Consider the following 17,867-nt stretch of genomic DNA (forward strand, 5'->3'; position numbering starts at 1 on the left):
ATAACCCCCATGCCCGAATCGCTTCGCGCGGCGGCTCCCCTAGTCTGTGCATGCGAGTCTGGCATGCGAGGAACGGCGCGATGCAGGTGGTGCTGTTGGCGGGAGGATTGGGTTCACGGCTTTCGGAAGAGACCGTCCGCGTACCCAAGCCGATGGTGGAGGTCGGCGGAAAACCGATCATCCTGCACGTGATGGACATCTATGCGCAGCACGGTTTCACCGACTTCGTCGTCGCGTGCGGCTACAAGATGCTGCTCATGAAGAAGTTCTTCCACGACCTTCATTTCATGACGAACGACTTCACGGTCGCGATCGGCAACGGCCGGGTGGCGCTGCGGCAATGCCGCTCGCTCGACTGGAACGTGTCGGTAGTCGATACCGGCGAGCTCACCATGACCGGCGGACGCCTGCTGCGGCTGCGCGACTGGCTAGAGGGCGGGACCTTCATGGTCACCTACTCTGACGGGGTAGGCGATATCGACCTCACCGCGCTGCTGGCGTTCCACCGCGCCCACGGCAAGCTCGCAACGGTCACCGCGGTGCAGCCGCCTGCACGGTTCGGCAATCTCGAGCTCGATGGATCGCGCGTCGCCGAGTTCACCGAGAAGGTGCGCAAGCACGAGACCTGGATCAACGGCGGCTTCTTCGTGTTCGAGCCGGGCGTGCTCGACTATCTGGAGGGCGACGAGGAGCCGCTCGAGCAGGCGCCGCTCAGCCGCCTCGCCCAGGACGGCGAGCTCTTCGCCTACAAGCACACCGGATTCTGGCACCCGATGGACACGATCCGCGACCGGGACCACCTCAACCAACTCTGTGTAGCCGGATCTCCGCCATGGGCTGAAAGTCCCCCTGCCCCATGGCGGCTCGCCACCGCGCCGACAGGAGCGCATGTACATGCGTGACGCGCGGTTCGACGAAGGCCGGCTGAGCCGCGCGCTGGCGGGCCGCCGGATACTCTTGACCGGTCACACCGGCTTCAAGGGTGGCTGGCTAGCGCTGTGGCTACGGCGGCTGGGCGCCGACATCACCGCGGTCGCGCTGCTCCCGCGCGATCGCGAACCCAGCTTCTTCGAAGCCGCCGGCGTTGCGGAGCTGGTAGATCACCGCATTTGCGACATCCGCGACGAGGCGGCGTTTCTCCGGACGGTCGAGGATTGCGACCCGCAGCTCGTCATCCACATGGCGGCACAGGCGCTGGTCCGTCCCTCCTATGCCGCGCCGGTCGAGACGTTGCACACCAACGTCGTGGGCACCGCGGTGGTGCTGGAAGCGGCGCGGCGCTTTGCCTCGCTCAAGGGCGTGATCGTCGTGACCAGCGACAAATGCTACGAGAATCGCGGCTGGCCCTGGGGCTATCGCGAGACCGACCGGATGGGCGGGAGCGATCCGTACAGCGTGTCCAAGGGCTGCGCCGAACTGGTGGTCGAGGCGTATCGCCGCTCGTTCTTCCGCGAGCCGGGCAGCCCGGTGCTCGCCACGGTGCGCGCGGGCAACGTCTTCGGCGGCGGCGACTGGGCGGTCGACCGGCTGGTGCCGGACATCGTCCGCGCGGTCGAAGCGGGCAAGCCGGTGCAGATCCGCAATCCGCACAGCGTGCGACCGTGGCAGCATGTGCTCGATCCGCTCGCCGGCTATCTGATGCTCGCCGCCGGGCTGGTCGAGGGCGACCGCGGCCTCGAAGGCGGCTGGAATTTCGGGCCGGACAGCGAGGCGACGGCCGATGTCGCGACGCTCGCCGCATTGCTCGAACGCGCCTGGGGACCGCGGGGCCCCCAGTTCCTGTTCGGCGATACGCACGATTCACCACCCGAGGCGCAGGTCCTGCGCCTCGACAGCACCAAGGCGCACACATTGCTCGGCTGGCGTCCGCGCCTCGCGCTCGAGGACGCGGTCGCGCTGACGGTCGAATGGTATTCGGCCGCGCTCGACGGGAACCGCAGGCTGCGGGCACTCAGCGAGCGCCAGATCGACCGCTATGTCCGCGGCGTCTGCCCGGCGCCGTCGCTCGGAACATCCTTCGACCCCGTCTTCGGAGTAGCTGCCGCATGCGCGTGAACTATGGCCAGAGCGTCCATGGCGAGGAGGAAATCGCCGCCGTCGTCAACGTGCTGCGCACCTCGACTCAGATGGGCGCCAACGTCCGCGCGATGCAGGCGCGCGTCGCCGCGCTGTTCGCCAAGCGGCACGGAATCATGGTGAACTCGGGCTCGTCCGCCAATTATCTCGCAGTCGAGCTGCTGCGCCTGCCGCCCGGCAGCGAGGTGATCACGCCCGCGCTCACCTTCGCCACCACGGTCGCGCCGCTCGTGCGCAACGGCTTGGTGCCCGCCTTTGTCGACGTGCGCGAGGGCACCTACAATATCGACGAGGACGCGATCGAGGCGATGATCACGCCGCGCACCCGCGCGATGATGATCCCCTCGCTGATCGGCAACCTTCCCGACTGGGACCGGCTGCGCGCGATCGCCGACCGGCACCGCCTGATCGTGATCGAGGACAGTGCGGACACGCTCGGCGCGACGCTGCGCGGCACGAGCACCGGTACGCGATCGGACATCAGTACGACCAGCTTCTACGGCTCGCACGTGGTCAACGCGGCCGGCAATGGCGGCATGCTGTGCGTCAACGACGAGGCGCTGGCGCAGCGCGGGCTGCTGATGCGATCCTGGGGCCGTTCCTCGTCGCTGTTCGTCGAATCCGAGGCGATCGAATGCCGGTTCGACGCCAGGCTCGGTGACATCCCCTATGACGCGAAATTCCTGTTCGAGGAGCTCGGCTATAATTTCGAGCCGTCGGAGATGGGCGCCGCCTTCGGGCTGGTCCAGCTCGACAAGCTCGCGAACAATATCGCGCTGCGCGAACGCAATTTCGCGCAGCACCTCGCCTTCTTCGCCGACTATCAGGACTGGTTCATCCTCCCGCGCCAGCTGCCCGAGGCGCGCACCGGCTGGCTGGCCTTCCCGCTGACGCTCCGGCCCGACGCGCCGTTCACCCGGCGCGAGCTGCAGATCTGGTTCGAGCGGGCCGACATCCAGACCCGCGTGGTCTTTACCGGCAACATCCTCCGCCAGCCGGCGATGGAGAATGTGAAGGCCGAGGTCGATCCGCGCGGCTATCCGGAAGCCGATGCCGTGACGCGCGGCGGAATCCTGCTCGCCTGCCACCACGGCCTCAACAACGAACAGGTCGCGCACATCCACGCGACGTTTCGCAGCTTTGCCGAGCGTCACGCGTCGGCCGTGTCGTGCGTGGCATGAATTTTCCGATCGATCGAAAAGGATCTCAAATGGAACGACTGCAGCACTGCCGGGCGTGCCTTGCGCCAAGTCCGTATCTGTTCCTGCCGATGGGCCGGCATCCGCCGGCCAACATGTTCGTTCGTCCCGACGAGCATGACGCGGAGCAGCCGGCATTCTCGCTGAACACCGAGGTCTGCCTGAATTGCGGCCTGATCGAGATCGCCGACCAGATCCCGGCCGACTTCTTCCGTCACTATCTCTACGTCCCTTCCGGCGCGACGACGATGCACAAGCACTTCGAAGCACTGGCCGGGATTCTCGGAGAAGCGGCCGCAGGCGGGCTGATCGTCGACATCGGCTGCAACGACGGGCTGCTGCTCGCCGCTTGCAACGCGCGCGGCGAGAAGACCCTGGGGATCGATCCGGCCGCCAACCTGGCCGAGACCGCCACGGAGCGCGGCGTCGAGGTGCACGTCGCCTATTTCGACCCGGATACGGCCGATGAAGTCCGCGAGGTCCATGGGCGTGCGAAGATCATCGTCACCACCAACACCTTCAACCATATCGGCGACCTGCATCGCTTCATGGAAGGCGTCACCCGCCTGTTGGCCGATGATGGCGCCTTCGTGGTCGAGGTGCCCTGGGCCAAGGAGCTGCTCGACCGCAACGAGTTCGACACCGTCTACCAGGAGCATGTCTCCGAGTTCAGCCTGCTTTCGATGAAGAAGCTCGGCGCGTTCTTCGATCTAGACGTGGTCGACGTCCATCGCCTGCCCATTCACGGCGGCTCGATGCGCGTATTCTTCCGCAAGAGCGGCACCGCCAAACCCACGCCGGAGGTCCAGGCGATGCTCGACGAGGAGCTTGCCGGGGGCATGCTCGAGCCCGAGACCTACGAACGTTTCGCCGAGCGGGTCGAGGCCGTGGGCGTGCGCCTGCTCGCGATGCTCGACGAGCTCAAGGCGCAGGGCAAGAAGATCGCCGGCTATGGCGCGCCGGCGAAGGGCAACACCCTGCTCAACTATTTCGGGATCGGACCCGACCGGCTGGACTTCCTGGTCGATCGCAATCCGCTGAAGCAGGGGCTCTATTCGCCCGGCATGAAGATCTCGATCAAGTCCGTCGATGCAATCGCCGAGGAGAAGCCCGACATCCTGATGGTGCTCGCCTGGAACTTCTTCGACGAGATCCGCGAGCAGCAGTCGGACTTCGTCGCGCGCGGCGGCCGTTTTCTCGTGCCGTTGCCCGAGCCCGTGCTCGTCGGCTGAAGCGGGGCCCGCCGATGCCCGAGCGCGTGCTGATCACTGGCGGGGCCGGCTTCATCGGTTCGCATCTCGCCGCAAGCCACCTCGACTGCGGTGACGAGGTGCACCTGATCGTGCGACCGGCGGGAGCCGCGCACACCGGGCGGATCCGTCCCGGCGCGATCGTCCATGCGGTGGACCTGAAGGACTTGCCTCAGGTGCGGGAATGCTTCGGCCGGGCCAATCCCACGATATTCTATCATCTGGCGAGCGCTACCGGGCGCGATCCGGGCATTCCCGACCCTGCCGAATGGCCGGTAATGACGCGCGATCTGGATCAGTTGCTGATCGTGCTTGCCGCCGCCGCCGAAAGCCCAGACCTGCGCATCATGATTCGCGCGGGCTCGCTCGCGGAATACGGCAATCAGCCCACGCCTTCGCCCGAGACCCGGCGCGAGCTGCCGCGCACGGTCTACACCGCAGCCATGGCAGCCGGGGCACTTTACTGTGCGATGGTGCAGCCGCGGCTTGCCTTTCCGGTGCTCACGGCGCGCCTCGGGCTCACCTATGGCCCGGGCCAGTCGGAAGATTTCCTGCTGCCCGCGCTGCTGCGCCGGTGCCTTTCGGGCGAGACGATGGTGATCCGTCAGCCGGACGATCGACGCGACATGGTCTATATCGACGATATCGTCGCCGGCCTTCGCGCGATGGCGCGATCGAACCTGCCGGGCGGCACGATCATCAACCTGTCGAGCGGGCAGGCCCCGAAAGTTCGCGAGATCGTCGAACTTGTGCTGCGGGTGACCGGCACGCCCGCAGATCGCGTCCGGATGGAAGCCGGCGAGCGATCCAACTTGCGCATCGACACGGTTTGCGGCGTGCCGGACCTGGCGGCATTGGTTCTGGGCTGGCGCGCCCGCACGTCGCTGGAGGAGGGTATCGCCCTGACCTCCCGCTCGCTTGTGGAGGTCATCGCATGACTTCCGCCACACTCGTTTCCGTGATCGTGCCGGCGTTCAACGAAGAGGCCACGGTCGAACGCGCCTATCGCAGCATCGTGGAGGTGTTCCGGAACCTGCCGGGCTATGCGCTCGAGCTGATCTTCATGGACAATCACTCGACCGACGAGACCTTCCCGATCCTGCAGGCGATCGCCGCCACCGACCCGCGCGTTCGCGTGGTGCGCTTCTCGCGCAACAACGGCTATCAGCGTTCGCTGCTCGTCGGCTATCAACGCGCCAGCGGGGCCTGTGCGGTGCAGATCGACTGCGACCTTCAGGACCCGCCCGGGCTGATCCCGGACATGCTCGCGCTCTGGCGACAGGGTCATCAGGTCGTCTACGGCGTTCGCCGCTCGCTGCCCGACGGGCCGGTCACGGCGCAGTTCCGCAGGGCCTTCTATGCCGGAATGCGGGCGCTGAGCGACGACGACCTGCCGCGCGACGCGGGCGAGTTCCGCCTCGTCGACGCCTGCATCCTGGCCGAGCTGCGCAAGGTCGACGACACCAGCCCCTATCTGCGCGGGCTCATCAGCGCGATGGGGTTCTCGCAAGTCGGATTGCCCTATGACCGCGAGGCGCGCGTCGCGGGGCAGAGCAAGTTCCCGCTGAGCAAGATGCTGAGCCTCGCGCTCGACGGCCTGCTCAACCACTCGCTGGTGCCGCTGCGGGTCGCCTCGATCACGGGGCTGACGGTCGGCATCTGCACCTTCGTCCTGACCTTGGTCTATCTCGCCGGGCGGCTGGTCTTCGGGCAGAGCTGGCCGGCCGGGTTCGCGACGACGACGATGCTTCTCCTGCTCGGGATCACGCTCAACGCGATCTTCCTCGGCATCATCGGCGAGTATCTCGGCCGCATCTTCCGGCAGGTCAAAGGGCGGCCCACGCCGATCGTCGAAACCGAGATCGGGCAGGCAGGGCAACGACGGCTGCGTCCGATTGACAGGAAGGACTCGCGCGTCGAGCTGCTAGACCAGGCGCGCAGCTGATCAGCGCGGCAGGTACAGGCGAACCCGCTCGGCATCCTCGACGTTCTTCAGGGAAAGTGGAATCACGCGATAGCCGCGGTCTCTGGCGAACGCGTCCAGTGCGGCTTCGGTGTCGCCGTCCATCCCGGTCAGGATCGCCGCCGGCGGCTGCGCGGCGAGCAGCGAAGGAATTGCGCCGGGCGTGACGAAATAGGCATAATGGCGCCGCTCGTCCTCCGGCACCCATTGCGCGGCGCGAACCATGAACTGCCCGAGCGCGAAGTGCGGGTAGATCGGCAAATGACCCTCCAGCGCATGGATCGGCGAGAGCGTCGCCACCGGACCGTTGCCCGGCTGCTTCCGGACCAACGTTGCGATCGCGGCGCCGTCGCGCGCCACGCGGATGCCCGTCCATCCGCCGGGACTGGCGAGCCCGGCGAGCGAAGGCAGCAGCAACGGCGCGCCGGTGACCGCCGTCAGCGCCAGCACCGCCGCCACCAGCGGGCGCGTGAGATTGCGGCCCGGCGGGTCGAGCGCGCCGAACAACAGCCCGATCAGGACGATGGCAAAAGGCAGCGGCGGCGCGAAATATTGCGCAAATGATGGCGTCGGCACGAAGGAGATGATCGCGCCGATCGCGGCGAGTCCGGCGACGAGCAGATGCGGCCAGCGCAGGATCAAAGTCTCGCGCCGGACAAAGGCGATCGTGAGGAACGACAGCAGCAGGACGAGCATGAGCATCGGCACGCCGGACAGCCACAGCCGGTGCGCCAGCAGCAGCTTGCCGGCGATGCCGATCACCTTGGGATCGGTGGGATCGGGGTGCGCCGCCCAATAGCCGAGCTGCGGCCCGCGATGGGCGCTGAAGACATGGGTGACGAAGCCCTGCGGGTCGTCCAGCGCGTATATGATGGACGGGAGGCCTCCGACGATCCCGCCGACCAGCAGCGGCAGCGCCACGCGCAGCAGCCGGCTACGCAGCGGCAGGTCTGGGGGCACCAGGAGCGCGGCGACCCCGAACGGGATCAGCAGCAGCACATAATTGGCCTTGAACCCCGCCGCCACGGCGAGGAGGAACCCGCTCGCAAGGGCTAGCGCCGGCGCGGGTTGGCTGCGGTCGGCGGCGCGCAGGAACAGGTACAGGCCGAACAGCATGAACGGCACCGGCAGGAAATTGTTAGTCGCCGCCATCCCGGTCGCGTTGAGGAACATCGGATTGAGGACGAGCAGGGCGATCATCAGCCCGCCGATCAGCGCACTCCGCACATAAGTCCGCGCGATCAGCAGCAACGCGGCAAAAGTCGCAACCCATGCCGCGAAGGTCAGGAGCCGGCCGATGAGCAGATAATGCGCGTCACCGAACAGCGCGAAGGCGCCCGCATAGAGCAGGGCGATGTTGGGAAGGTGCGTGAACCCGATCCCGGAATAGAGCGGATATTGGCCGAACAGGACACCGGCGGACACGTAGAATTGCTCGTCATGCTGCAACGGATAAGTCATGATCCGCGCGAACAGGGCGAGCAGGCACAAGGCGCCGGCCGCCCATGCCGCGATGCGCCACGCGCGATCGAGCCTATCGGGCGATGTCACGTCGCGAAACTCTGCGGTTTCTCGGAAAGCAGTTTTCAGCATCATGATCGTCCCGCTGAATGTGGCGCCAATGGATAGCTCGAACTGTCCGAAAGAGCGGGTGGGCAGGAGGAGTACCCCGAGCGTTCCCCCCACCAGCGCCGCGCCGGATGCTAGGTCGAAAGGCGAGCCCGGCCTGACCGGGTGCCGCCGGGAGCCGAACCACCGTGCATTGTGCCAGCGCATTCTTCGCCGCCGCGCCGGAGCGGATCACCGCCCGCGACGAGGCGCGCTTCTTCGGGCGGCTCAAGACCGCCAACAACACGTTCAAACGCACCGAGCCGTCGCGGCTGGCCGGGATCGACGCGGCGCTGGTCGCGACCCTCGCGGCACATTGCAGCCGGGTCGACACCGCGCTCGATCTCGGCATCTCCTCCGGCGTCACCACGCTCGAGCTGATGGAAGCGCTGCGTGCCGCGGACCATGCGGTCGAGGTGACCGGCACCGACCGGTCGCTGCGCGCGCGGCTCGTCGCGCTTCCTCATGGTTGCCGGGCGCTGGTCGAGCCCAACGGCCATGTGCTGCAATATGAGGTGCTCGGGCGAGCGGTCCGTCCCTGGGAGCGGCGGCTCGACCGCTGGACCGGGATGGCGGCCGTGCGCGCCCTGGTCGAATGGCGGCTGCGTGAACCCGCCATGGCGCGCGCCGCGGCCGGCGACGGCGAGGAAGTGGCGCTGCTCAGCCCGCGGCTGCGGCGTGCTGGCGCGTTCCGCTGGCACGAGGACGATATCACGCGGCGCAACGACGCCTTCGTCGCACGGTTCGATCTGGTACGCGCGGCCAACCTGCTCAACCGCCATTATTTCGCGCCGGATACGCTTCGCGACGCGGTCGCCAACACGATCGCCTATCTCCGCGGCCCGAGGGCATGGCTGCTTGTCCTGCGCACGCATGGCGCGTCCGATCACCGCGGCACGCTGTTCCGGATGGGCGAGGGACGGCGGCTGGCGATCATCGACCGCTACGGTACGGGGTCCGAGGTCGAGGATCTGGTGATGGAGCTTGCCGGCTGACCTAGCGCACGACGCGTCCCGCCAGCCGCGTCTCGTGGGCGTAGTTCAGGAACTCCTCGAGATTGGCCCAGCCATTGCCGTCGGCGTCTCCCCACGCGTCGTTGCGCGCGGGATCGAGCTTGCGGTGGCGCTCCCACGCATCGGACATGCCGTCGCCATCGGCATCGGCATAGGGCGTGCCGGCGCGCAGCACCGGAAGGACGCGATTTTCGCGCCCGATCTTGCCCGTGCGCGAGCGGACCTCGTCCGCGATCCGAACATCGACCGCATCGCGGGGAAAGGCCCCCGCCCCGCCGAGCACTTGCGCATAGGCCGCGCGCGCGTCCAGCACCGCGCTCCGCAGCGGGCAGACCGGCGTCGCGACGAACGCCTCCTGCGCGATCGGGGCGAAGGTCACGCGATCGCCGTCGATCACATTGCCGGCCTGGTAGATGCGCGCCCTGCCGGTCGATCCGACCAGCGGCCGGTCGATGGCGTAGGCGCGGCCGGCCGTGCTCGGGCCCTGCCGGTAATAGTTGCCGACGATGTTCGCCGGCGTGCCGCCATAGCTCTCCCACACTTCGGTGAACTGCGAGCTGGCGTTGTACAGCACGTTGTTGATCACCTCGACGCACGAGCCGGGCGGGAAGTTCACGTCCGGGTTGCGGTCGCCATTGTGTGCGCAGAGGTTGCGGATGAAGCTCAGCTGTTGCGGCCCCTTGGGATCGCTCGACAGCAGCGCGCACTTGTCGTGGCGCGGCACGCCCTCGGCGAAGATCGACCAGGAGATGGTAATCGCATCGTTCTGGGCATAGCCGCCGACATTCTCGTCGAGCGCCCAGGACGCGCTGACATGGTCGAGGATCACGTTGCGGCTGTTCTCGATGATGAACGCGCTGTTGGCGCCGCGCTGCTCGCCCGGCAGATCGGTGCGCACGCGGATGTGGCGGACGATCACGTCGTGCGTGTTCTTGACGACGAAGGGGGTGAAGGCGTGCTCCCCGCCCGAATGGGTGATCAGGATGCCGTCGCCCGGCGCGGTCTCGCCGGCGATGGTGATATTGGGGTGCACGATGATCGGCCGCTCGCGGACATAGCGGATCACGCCGCCGACCCGGAACACACAGACGCGTGGGCCCGCCGCCTCGATGCAGGCGCGCAGCGAACCAGCCCCCTCATCGGCGAGCGTCGTCACCTGGATGATTCGCCCGTCGCGGCCGCCGCGCGCGAAGCGGCCATGGCCTTCGGCGCCGGGGAAGGCCGGCCGGTCCGCCTGCGTCACGCGTGCGAGCGGGCGCTCGACGATCGGCTCGTCCTCGGCCGCCTGGCAAGCCGCGGTCAACGAGCAGCAGAGGACGACCGCTGCAGGCCGCGCCAGCCGGAAGAAGGACCTGACAGAGGAGCTGAATGTCGTCATGGTCATCAAAAGCGCGCGCGAAGCCCGACCTGGACATGCGCGCGCGAAAACTCCTCCAGCGGATCGCGCGCGCTGCGCCGCGCATAGTCCGCACCGGCGAAGATCGAGAAGGTGCGGTTGACGAGATACTCGCCCTCGGCCGCGAGGCTCCATGTGTTCAGCGTGTCGGAGCCCACTCCGCGATATTTGCTCTGGGTCCAGCCCGCGCGGCCATGGAGCAGCACATTGTGATAGGCCTCCTGGCTGACCGTCACCGCGACGCGCGTGTCGGTGCGCCCGCTCGCCCCGGCACGCGCGGTGGCGACGTCGCCGCGGAAGACCTGCGCCGTCACCGCGGTGCGCGTGCGCGGATTCCAGGTGAGGTCACCGCTCAGCGCGAAGCCGGTATAGCCGTCGAGCGCGCCATCGTCGGGATCGAAGCGGAACAGGCCGGCACCGATCCGCCCGCGCAGCCGCGCACTCACCTCGCGGCTGACGCCGGCGAGCACACCATAGGTGGTGGCGTCGCGGTTGACCCCGCTGATGTCGAACGCGGTGCGGAAGTTGCGCCGGTTGGCATAGCCTTCGACGAAGAACGAGACCGGCGCCGCCGGCCGCCAGGTCGCGCGCGCCGAACCGCGCAGCATCGTGAAGTCGCGGTCGCCCTCCGCCGGGTCGAGGAAATCGAACTTCTGCACGCCCCCTGTAAGGTTGAGCCCGATGCGCGTGCCGGTGAGCGCATAGCCGATCTCGCTCGTCAGGATGTTGATCTTGCGCGGCGGGAGCAGGATGCTGGCGCGTGCTTCCGGGTCGGCCCGGTTCTCGACCGCGCGATCGAAGCGCAGCTCGGTCGAGAGGCTATGGTTGCGTGCCGGCGCCATCCGCCCGGACACCGCCGCGCCGAAACTGGTCGCGCTTTCACGGCCCTGGTCGAGATAGCGCCGCGTGTCGGCATAGGCCTCGCCGTGCAGCTCGGCGTTGGCCGACTGCCAGTCGATCTCGACTCGCGGCCGCGCGACCAGCGCGATGTCGTCGATCTCGTCCTGCGAAGTCGAATAGACATTAGTGTCGTAGATCGAGGCGATCTCGACATCGATCCGCATCTCCGCCGGACCGACGCGGATCGGGCGGCGCTCATATCCCGGGCGCGGAAGGTCGAGCGGCGAGGCGCCGCGCCGGACCTCCTGCGCGCCAAGGGGCGCAGTCCCGGCCAGGGCAACCGCGATCAGCGGCAGCGCCCGGCACGCCGGGACGGATCGGCGCTTGGCCATGACCGGCCCCTCAGAACCAGGCTTCGGGAACGACGATGGTGTCGCCGGGCAGCACCTGCGAATCGGCATCGAGCCGCGCCTTGCTCCGCGCGCTGCCATTCATCCGGTCGACACTGGCAACCCGCTTGTTGGCGCGGAAGGTATAGCCGCCGGCGATCGACACCGCGGTGAGTACCGTCATGCCCGGCACATAGGGATATTGGCCGGGCCGCTGGACCTCGCCCAGGATATAGAAGGGGCGGTATTTCTCCACCTGCACGCTGACATTGGCGTTGGGCGCGAGGTCGCGCGTGCGCAGCACGCTCGCGATCTCGGTCTCGAGCTCGGGCGCCGACTTGCCGGCGACCTGGAGCGTGCTCAGCATGGGGAGCGAGATGGTCCCGGCATCGCTGACGGTATAGCTCCCGGCCATCGCGTCGAAGCCATAGACCGCGACCTTGATCGAGTCGCCCGGTCCCAGCGTGTAACGCGCGGTCGAACCCGCGCTCGCGACCGGCAGGTCGGAATAGGCACTCGAGCATGCGGCCACGGGCAACACGAAGATGCCACTCAACAGCGTTCGGCGGTTCACGGCAATTCCCCCTTCCTGATTGCAGGGCAGTGACGCGAGTTTACCGTTTCGACCTGTCCCTTGGGGAACGCATGGTGGGCAGCGCACGCCCCAAATGGGTTAGCCCTCGCGGACGGGCACCACCTCGTTGGAAGGTCGGGTGAGCGCGATCCCGAGCGCCAGGATCAGCGGCACCACCCAGCTGCGCGCGTACATGTGCGGCGCGGCGTTGGAGAAGATCAGGAACGGCAGCGTCACCGCGATGACCAGCGCGGCGGCCGCCCGGTCCTGGACGAACGTCCGCATGGCGATCGACAGCGGCACGAGCATCATCAGCAGCCAGCCGATCAGCGACAGCAGCCCGCCTTCGGCCCATGCGAGCAGATAGATGTTGTGCACCGGCGCCCGGTCGGCGCTGACGACGCGATACTGGTCGACGCCGAGCCCGACCACCGTGGTGTCGCCGACAATGCCCCAGGCTTCCTCCACCAGCTCCATCCGGCCTGCGAAGGTGCCCGCCCGGCTGATGTCGCCTGCCTCGAGCGCGGTCGCCACGCGGTTCTGGAACGCCGTCGGGAGCGCGACTCCGGTGGCGAGGATCGCGCCGCCGAGCGCGAGGATGCCGAGGAGCATGCCGATCGATCTTTTGCCCCAGTCGAGCAGCAGGAACGCCAGCACGCCGATCGCGGTGCTGGTGAATCCGGTGAACGATCCCGACAGCAGCAGGCCCGAGCCGAGGATGCCGAGCGCAGCAAAGGCGACGATCATGTTCAGCCGCCCGATCCGCGCGAGATAGAGCACGAACGGCGTCGTCATCGCGATCATCGCCGCGTTCCAGTTGGCATCGGCCATGAAGGCACCGAGCCGGTGCGCGCCGGTGATGAACTCGAAGCCGAAGCGTTTGGCCGCCTCATAGGAGGCGCCGGTCGCATGGTAGACGACCGACCCGAACAGCTCCATCGCGGTGACGCCCGCCACCAGCGCCAGCGCAGCCGCGACCAGCGATCCCCGCCGCTCGCGCAGCAACAGCGCGGGCAGCACCGCGAAAGCGAAGCCATATTGCACCGCGACGATGATCCAGCGCAGCGGATCGCCGTTGACGACGCTGCCGATAAAGAAGCCGAGCAGCAGGCCGCTCAGTCCGAACATCCACAGCGCCCACCAGCCTTGCAGCGGCCGGATCGCGATCCCGCGCCCGGCAAGCAGCAGCACCGCCGCGACGCAGAACAGCGCGTCGCTGAACGTGAACAGGTACGGCGGCACGATGCGCCAGGTGACGTAAGGCGCCAGGAAGACCGCAGCCAGCAGGACCGGCCCGGCCAGGCGAAGCATCGCATGATGGTACGGCGTGCGGTCCTGATCCTCGATCACCCAGGCGGGCGATGCGATGCTGCCATAAGTCATGACGCGGCCGGCGCCGGGTTCGTCCAGGCGCCGAGGTCCCGCCCCAGCGTCCGGCCGAGCTGCTCGACATCGTCGCGGTAGAAGTCGGCGAGCCGCCTGCGCGTGTCGTCGGTCAGCGGCGGATAGTGCACCGGGCGCGCGATCATCCGGCGCGCGCGCTCGAATAGCGGGTTGCCCCGCAACGGATCGGCGAGCCGTTTCACCGGCGCCGGCAGCCGCCGCAGCGCGAGCGGGACGACCGGTGATGCACCGTCGTTCACGCGCCGCTCGATCGCCTCGCCGTCGATGCGCGGCGGCAGGCCGAGCATGCGCAGCAGGTTCGCGGTCACCGCCGCGGGGTCGCGCTTGATCTCGTCGTGCAGGATGATCTCGAGCTGCTCCTGCGGGAAATGATCGAGGAAACGCTGGATGTGCCGGCCGTAGAGCCCGTCCTCCAGGAAACGCCGCTCGGGCGCGCGCGCGCCGTCGAGATGGCGATCGACGTCGCCGTCGACCTGCCCGCGGCGGAACAGCATGCAATAGTCCGAATAGGCGCGCTCCACCGGATTGCGCAGCTGGGCGATCAGCCGGACCGAAGGAAGCAGCGCCGCGATCCGCGCCGGCGCCTCGGCGTGTGCGAGATAGTCCGCGGACTTCTCGGCCACCAGCTGGCCCGGCCGCGCGCCGGCGAACAGCGATCGGTACCACTGCTCGCCCCGGTCGAACTCGCGACTGAAATAATGCGGCTCGGGCCCCGGCATGCACACGTCGGGCCGGGTGCGGAGCTGGTGGGCGATCCAGGTCGTCGCCGCCTTGGCAGCGCCGATCACGATCAGCTGGGGAAGCGGCGGCGAATCCATTCAGGCCCCCTGAATTCAAATCCCGCCCTCAGGCGGTGGCGCGTTCGATCACCGATGCGACGATCGCTCCCATCCGCTCGACCGTATCGGCGTCGAGCGTCGGATCCACCGGCAGCATCAGGCTGGTCTCGCCCAACCTTCGGGAAACGGGCAGCGGATTCAACGGTACGGACGGGCTACCGACAAAGGCTTGCTCGCGATAGATTTCGGGGCAGCTGCCGGTGCCGCACGGCACGCCAGCGGCGATGCATTCGCCGACGATGCGATCGCGCGTCCAGCCCGGCGCCAGCCGCTCGGGATGCACGAAGGCATAATATTTGTAATAGGCATGGTGGACGTTCGACGGCGGGAAGGTCAGCCGCACCGCGGCCAGCGGTGCCAGCGCGGCATTGAGAATCCGCGCATTGCGCTGCCGCGCCGCGATCCACGAGTCGAGCTTGGCGAGCTGGCACAACCCGATCGCCGACTGCATCTCGGTCGCGCGATAGTTGCTGCCGAGGCTGCCGTGCAGCCAGCGGAAGGTGCCGGGCGGGCCCATCACCGCGCCGGCATGCGGCGACTTGCCATGATCCTTGTACGCCCAGGCGCGCTCCCACACCGCGGCGTCATGCAGCACCAGCATACCACCCTCGCCACCCGTCGAGATGATCTTGTCGGTGCAGAAGGAAAAAGCAGCGGCATCGCCGCACGATCCGACCGGCGCACCGTCGTGCATCGCGCCATGCGCCTGCGCGCAATCCTCGATTACGAGCAGTCCCATCGCCCGCGCGAGCACCATGATCTCCTGCATCGGCGCGGGCCAGCCGGCGAGGTGCACGACGATGATCGCGCGCGTCCGCGGCGTGAGCGCGGCGGCGATCGTGTGCGGGTTGATCGCCTGCGAGTCGAGATCGATATCGGCAAAGACCGGCGTCGCGCCCACGGCGGCAGCGCAGCTCGCCGAAGCCATGAAGCTGCGCGCCGGCACGACCACCTCATCCCCGACCCCCACGCCGAGCGCGCGGAGTGCCAGCTCCAGCGCCAGCGTGCCGTTCGCCACCGCGATGGCGTGAGATGCGCGGCAGCGCTCGGCGAACGCCTGCTCGAAGGCGCGGGTCTGCTCGCCATGATGCAGGGCATTCACCTTGCCGCTGCGCAGCACGGCGGTGACGGCAGCGATCTCGTCTTCGGCATAGACCGGCCAGCGCGATCGGATGGGGCCGACATCCCGCGCGACGACGGGACGCGGCGCCGTCAGGCGGGCGGCGGGACGCCGCTGAGCGGCGACGGATACAGCCACCTCAGCCATGTGCCGCGATCCGCGTCCGGCTTGCCGGGATCGCCGCCACCTCGGCAAGCAGCGCCTCCTTCCGGTCAAGCAGGCCCGTTGCAATGACGACGCACGCCCTGTCGTCGGCTTCGTCGCTGGCGCGCTCAAGCGCATCGAACGCTTCGTTCAGCGTCCGCAGCGGGATCGGGCGCGGTTCCGCCTCGAACACGCCCGGGATCGAGGACGGCAGCCGTTCCTCCTCGACATCGAACAGCTCCTCGTAGAGCTTCTCGCCCGGCCGCAGCCCGATGATGTCGATCCCGACATCGAGCTCGGGGTCGAGCCCGGCAAGCCGGATCATCCGGCGCGCGATGTCGATCACGCGAATCGGATCGCCCATGTCGAGCACGAAGATCCGGCCATGATGCATGCCGTCGCGCAGGCCGCGCGACGCGCTTTGCAGGATCAGCTGCACCGCCTCGTGCACAGTCATGAAGAAGCGCTCGATCTCCGGGTGCGTGACGGTGAGCGGCCCGCCGCGGCTCAGCTGGCGCTGGAACAGCGGGATCAGTGAGCCACTCGACCCCAGCACGTTACCGAACCGTACGGTGATGAAGCGCGGCGCGTCGGGATCGCCCCGGCTCGCCATGTCCAGCGCCTGGCAATAGAGTTCGCCCAGCCGCTTGGTGACGCCCATGAACCCGACCGGATTGACCGCCTTATCGGTCGACACCTGCACCATCGCCCGCACGCCGTAGCGGCGCGCCGCATCGGCCACGTTGCGTGTGCCCAGCACGTTGGTCTGGACCCCCGCCAAAGGATGCATCTCGACGAGCGGCACATGCTTCAGCGCCGCGGCGTGGAAGACCAGCTCCGGGCGATGGTCGGCGAAGACCTGCATCACCTGCCTGCGCTGGCGGATCGAGCAGAGCACCGGCGTACGCGCGACCTGCGGATGGCTCTCCCGCAGCTCCAGATCGACGTCGTAAAGGTTGAACTCGTTCGCATCGAGCAGCACGAGCTGCGCCGGCTCGAATTCGGCGATCTGCCGCACCAGCTCGCGCCCGATCGTGCCGCCCGCACCGGTGACGAGGATTCGCCGCCCGCTGATCATGCCCGCGACGATGCGGCCGTCGAGCGGCGCCTGCGGCCGCCCCAGGAGATCCGCGACGTTGAGGAAGCGGAAGTCGAGGCTGGCGCCAGGCTCGGGCGCGAAGCCGATGAAGCCGGGGCGATAGGCGATCTCCAGCTCGAGGCTCTGCGCCTGTGCGATGATGTCGACCATCGCCATCCGCTGCAGCCGTTCGACCGGCCCGGCGAAGATCAGGCACGCCGGGCGCTCGTCCCTGGCGGCGAGGCTGCCGACGACTCGCGACAGATCCGCCGGCCGCCCCATCACGGGCACGCCGCGCACACGCGCGCCGGTATGCGCGCCAGCCTCGTCGAGGATCCCGACCGCGCGGAACGCCGCGTCGGGTTCGCGTTCGAGCTGCCGCAGCAGCTGTTCGATATCGTCGCTTGAGCCGAACAGCAGCGCCGGACGCTTCATGCTTTCCGGGCTCGCCGCCGACGCGGGCGGATGGAAGCGCCCGCCCAGATATTCCGCGGCAAGGCGCCGCGCCATCCGCGCCCCGCCCATCAGCACCACCAGCACGAGCCACTGGATGACCGGGATCGAGCGCGGCAGCCACCCCGCGCCGCCGATCACGATCAGCAGCGCGACATAGGAGAACACGGCAATGCTCGCCGCCTTGATGATCTCGAAAATCTCGTCGGTCGAGGAATAGCGCCACACCCGCCGGTGCAGCCGCATCGCCGCGAAGGTGACCAGCGCGACGGCGACGAACAGGGGCAGTGTCGCGCGGTGTTCTTCCAGCACCTCCCCGGCGCGCAGCGACCCCACGCGAAGGCTGATCGCGGCCGCCAGCGAAACACCCGCGATCAACCCGTCGATCAGGTAGATCGACGCGGCACGGACCAAAGATGAGGAACGGTTTTCGAAAGTTATGATCATCTGTTGCCCCCGTCAGACTTGGGTGGTCTTCCCGCGGGATTCCCGTGACCGGAAAGCTAACCTCGAAGCAGGGG

The 17,867-nt window shown here is 68.0% G+C and carries 15 protein-coding genes; 7 read left to right on the plus strand and 8 right to left on the minus strand.

Annotated features, from left to right (window positions below; genetic code table 11):
• The first annotated feature begins 50 nt into the window (after positions 1–50).
• Genes rfbF through OK349_RS17115 form a run of 6 tightly spaced genes read left to right on the plus strand, consistent with a single transcriptional unit; the run spans position 51 to position 6,470 of the window.
• Complete coding sequence (rfbF, locus tag OK349_RS17090) at positions 51–902, plus strand: glucose-1-phosphate cytidylyltransferase (protein WP_265119111.1); 852 nt, start codon at positions 51–53, stop codon at positions 900–902.
• On the plus strand, positions 895–2,055 hold the full coding sequence (rfbG, locus tag OK349_RS17095; protein ID WP_265119112.1) for a CDP-glucose 4,6-dehydratase: 1,161 nt from the start codon (positions 895–897) through the stop codon (positions 2,053–2,055). The genes rfbF and rfbG overlap by 8 nt, the downstream gene beginning before the upstream one ends.
• A complete protein-coding gene (locus OK349_RS17100; protein ID WP_265119113.1) occupies positions 2,046–3,257 on the plus strand; it encodes a DegT/DnrJ/EryC1/StrS family aminotransferase in 1,212 nt (403 codons plus the stop codon). Before rfbG ends, OK349_RS17100 begins: the two co-directional genes overlap by 10 nt.
• A 29-nt stretch (positions 3,258–3,286) precedes the next feature.
• On the plus strand, positions 3,287–4,507 hold the full coding sequence (locus OK349_RS17105; RefSeq protein WP_265119114.1) for a class I SAM-dependent methyltransferase: 1,221 nt from the start codon (positions 3,287–3,289) through the stop codon (positions 4,505–4,507).
• Positions 4,508–4,521: 14 nt separating this feature from the next.
• The gene (locus OK349_RS17110; protein ID WP_265119115.1) at positions 4,522–5,463 is read left to right on the plus strand and encodes an NAD-dependent epimerase/dehydratase family protein; all 942 of its coding nucleotides are present in this window, start codon (positions 4,522–4,524) and stop codon (positions 5,461–5,463) included.
• Positions 5,460–6,470 (plus strand): glycosyltransferase family 2 protein, encoded by a 1,011-nt coding sequence (locus OK349_RS17115; protein WP_265119116.1) that lies wholly within the window; start codon positions 5,460–5,462, stop codon positions 6,468–6,470. Before OK349_RS17110 ends, OK349_RS17115 begins: the two co-directional genes overlap by 4 nt.
• Here the strand turns inward: OK349_RS17115 and OK349_RS17120 are convergent, their stop codons facing one another.
• A complete protein-coding gene (locus tag OK349_RS17120; protein ID WP_265119117.1) occupies positions 6,471–8,039 on the minus strand; it encodes a glycosyltransferase family 39 protein in 1,569 nt (522 codons plus the stop codon).
• A gap of 206 nt (positions 8,040–8,245) precedes the next feature.
• Between OK349_RS17120 and OK349_RS17125 the strand changes: the two genes are divergently transcribed.
• A complete protein-coding gene (locus OK349_RS17125) occupies positions 8,246–9,091 on the plus strand; it encodes a hypothetical protein (protein WP_265119118.1) in 846 nt (281 codons plus the stop codon).
• 1 nt (position 9,092) lies between these two features.
• On the opposite strand, the gene OK349_RS17130 is transcribed toward OK349_RS17125, so the two are convergent.
• From OK349_RS17130 to OK349_RS17160, 7 genes are all read right to left on the minus strand, one after another.
• Positions 9,093–10,493, minus strand: coding sequence for a pectate lyase family protein (locus OK349_RS17130; protein WP_265119119.1), 1,401 nt, complete (start codon positions 10,491–10,493; stop codon positions 9,093–9,095).
• On the minus strand, positions 10,493–11,737 hold the full coding sequence (locus OK349_RS17135; RefSeq protein ID WP_265119120.1) for an outer membrane beta-barrel protein: 1,245 nt from the start codon (positions 11,735–11,737) through the stop codon (positions 10,493–10,495). Before OK349_RS17135 ends, OK349_RS17130 begins: the two co-directional genes overlap by 1 nt.
• 10 nt (positions 11,738–11,747) lie before the next feature.
• Entirely contained in the window at positions 11,748–12,308 is a 561-nt protein-coding gene (locus OK349_RS17140; RefSeq protein WP_265119121.1) for a polysaccharide biosynthesis/export family protein, read from the minus strand.
• Between the two features lie 99 nt (positions 12,309–12,407).
• On the minus strand, positions 12,408–13,691 hold the full coding sequence (locus tag OK349_RS17145; protein ID WP_265119122.1) for an O-antigen ligase family protein: 1,284 nt from the start codon (positions 13,689–13,691) through the stop codon (positions 12,408–12,410).
• Positions 13,688–14,530, minus strand: coding sequence for a sulfotransferase family protein (locus OK349_RS17150; protein ID WP_265119123.1), 843 nt, complete (start codon positions 14,528–14,530; stop codon positions 13,688–13,690). The genes OK349_RS17145 and OK349_RS17150 overlap by 4 nt, the downstream gene beginning before the upstream one ends.
• A 28-nt stretch (positions 14,531–14,558) precedes the next feature.
• Positions 14,559–15,818, minus strand: coding sequence for a DegT/DnrJ/EryC1/StrS family aminotransferase (locus OK349_RS17155; RefSeq protein WP_265119124.1), 1,260 nt, complete (start codon positions 15,816–15,818; stop codon positions 14,559–14,561).
• The gene (locus tag OK349_RS17160; protein ID WP_265119125.1) at positions 15,811–17,760 is read right to left on the minus strand and encodes a polysaccharide biosynthesis protein; all 1,950 of its coding nucleotides are present in this window, start codon (positions 17,758–17,760) and stop codon (positions 15,811–15,813) included. Before OK349_RS17160 ends, OK349_RS17155 begins: the two co-directional genes overlap by 8 nt.
• Positions 17,761–17,867 lie beyond the last annotated feature (107 nt).

It is taken from the genome of Sphingomonas sp. BT-65 (assembly GCF_026107375.2).
Classification (GTDB): domain Bacteria; phylum Pseudomonadota; class Alphaproteobacteria; order Sphingomonadales; family Sphingomonadaceae; genus Sphingomonas.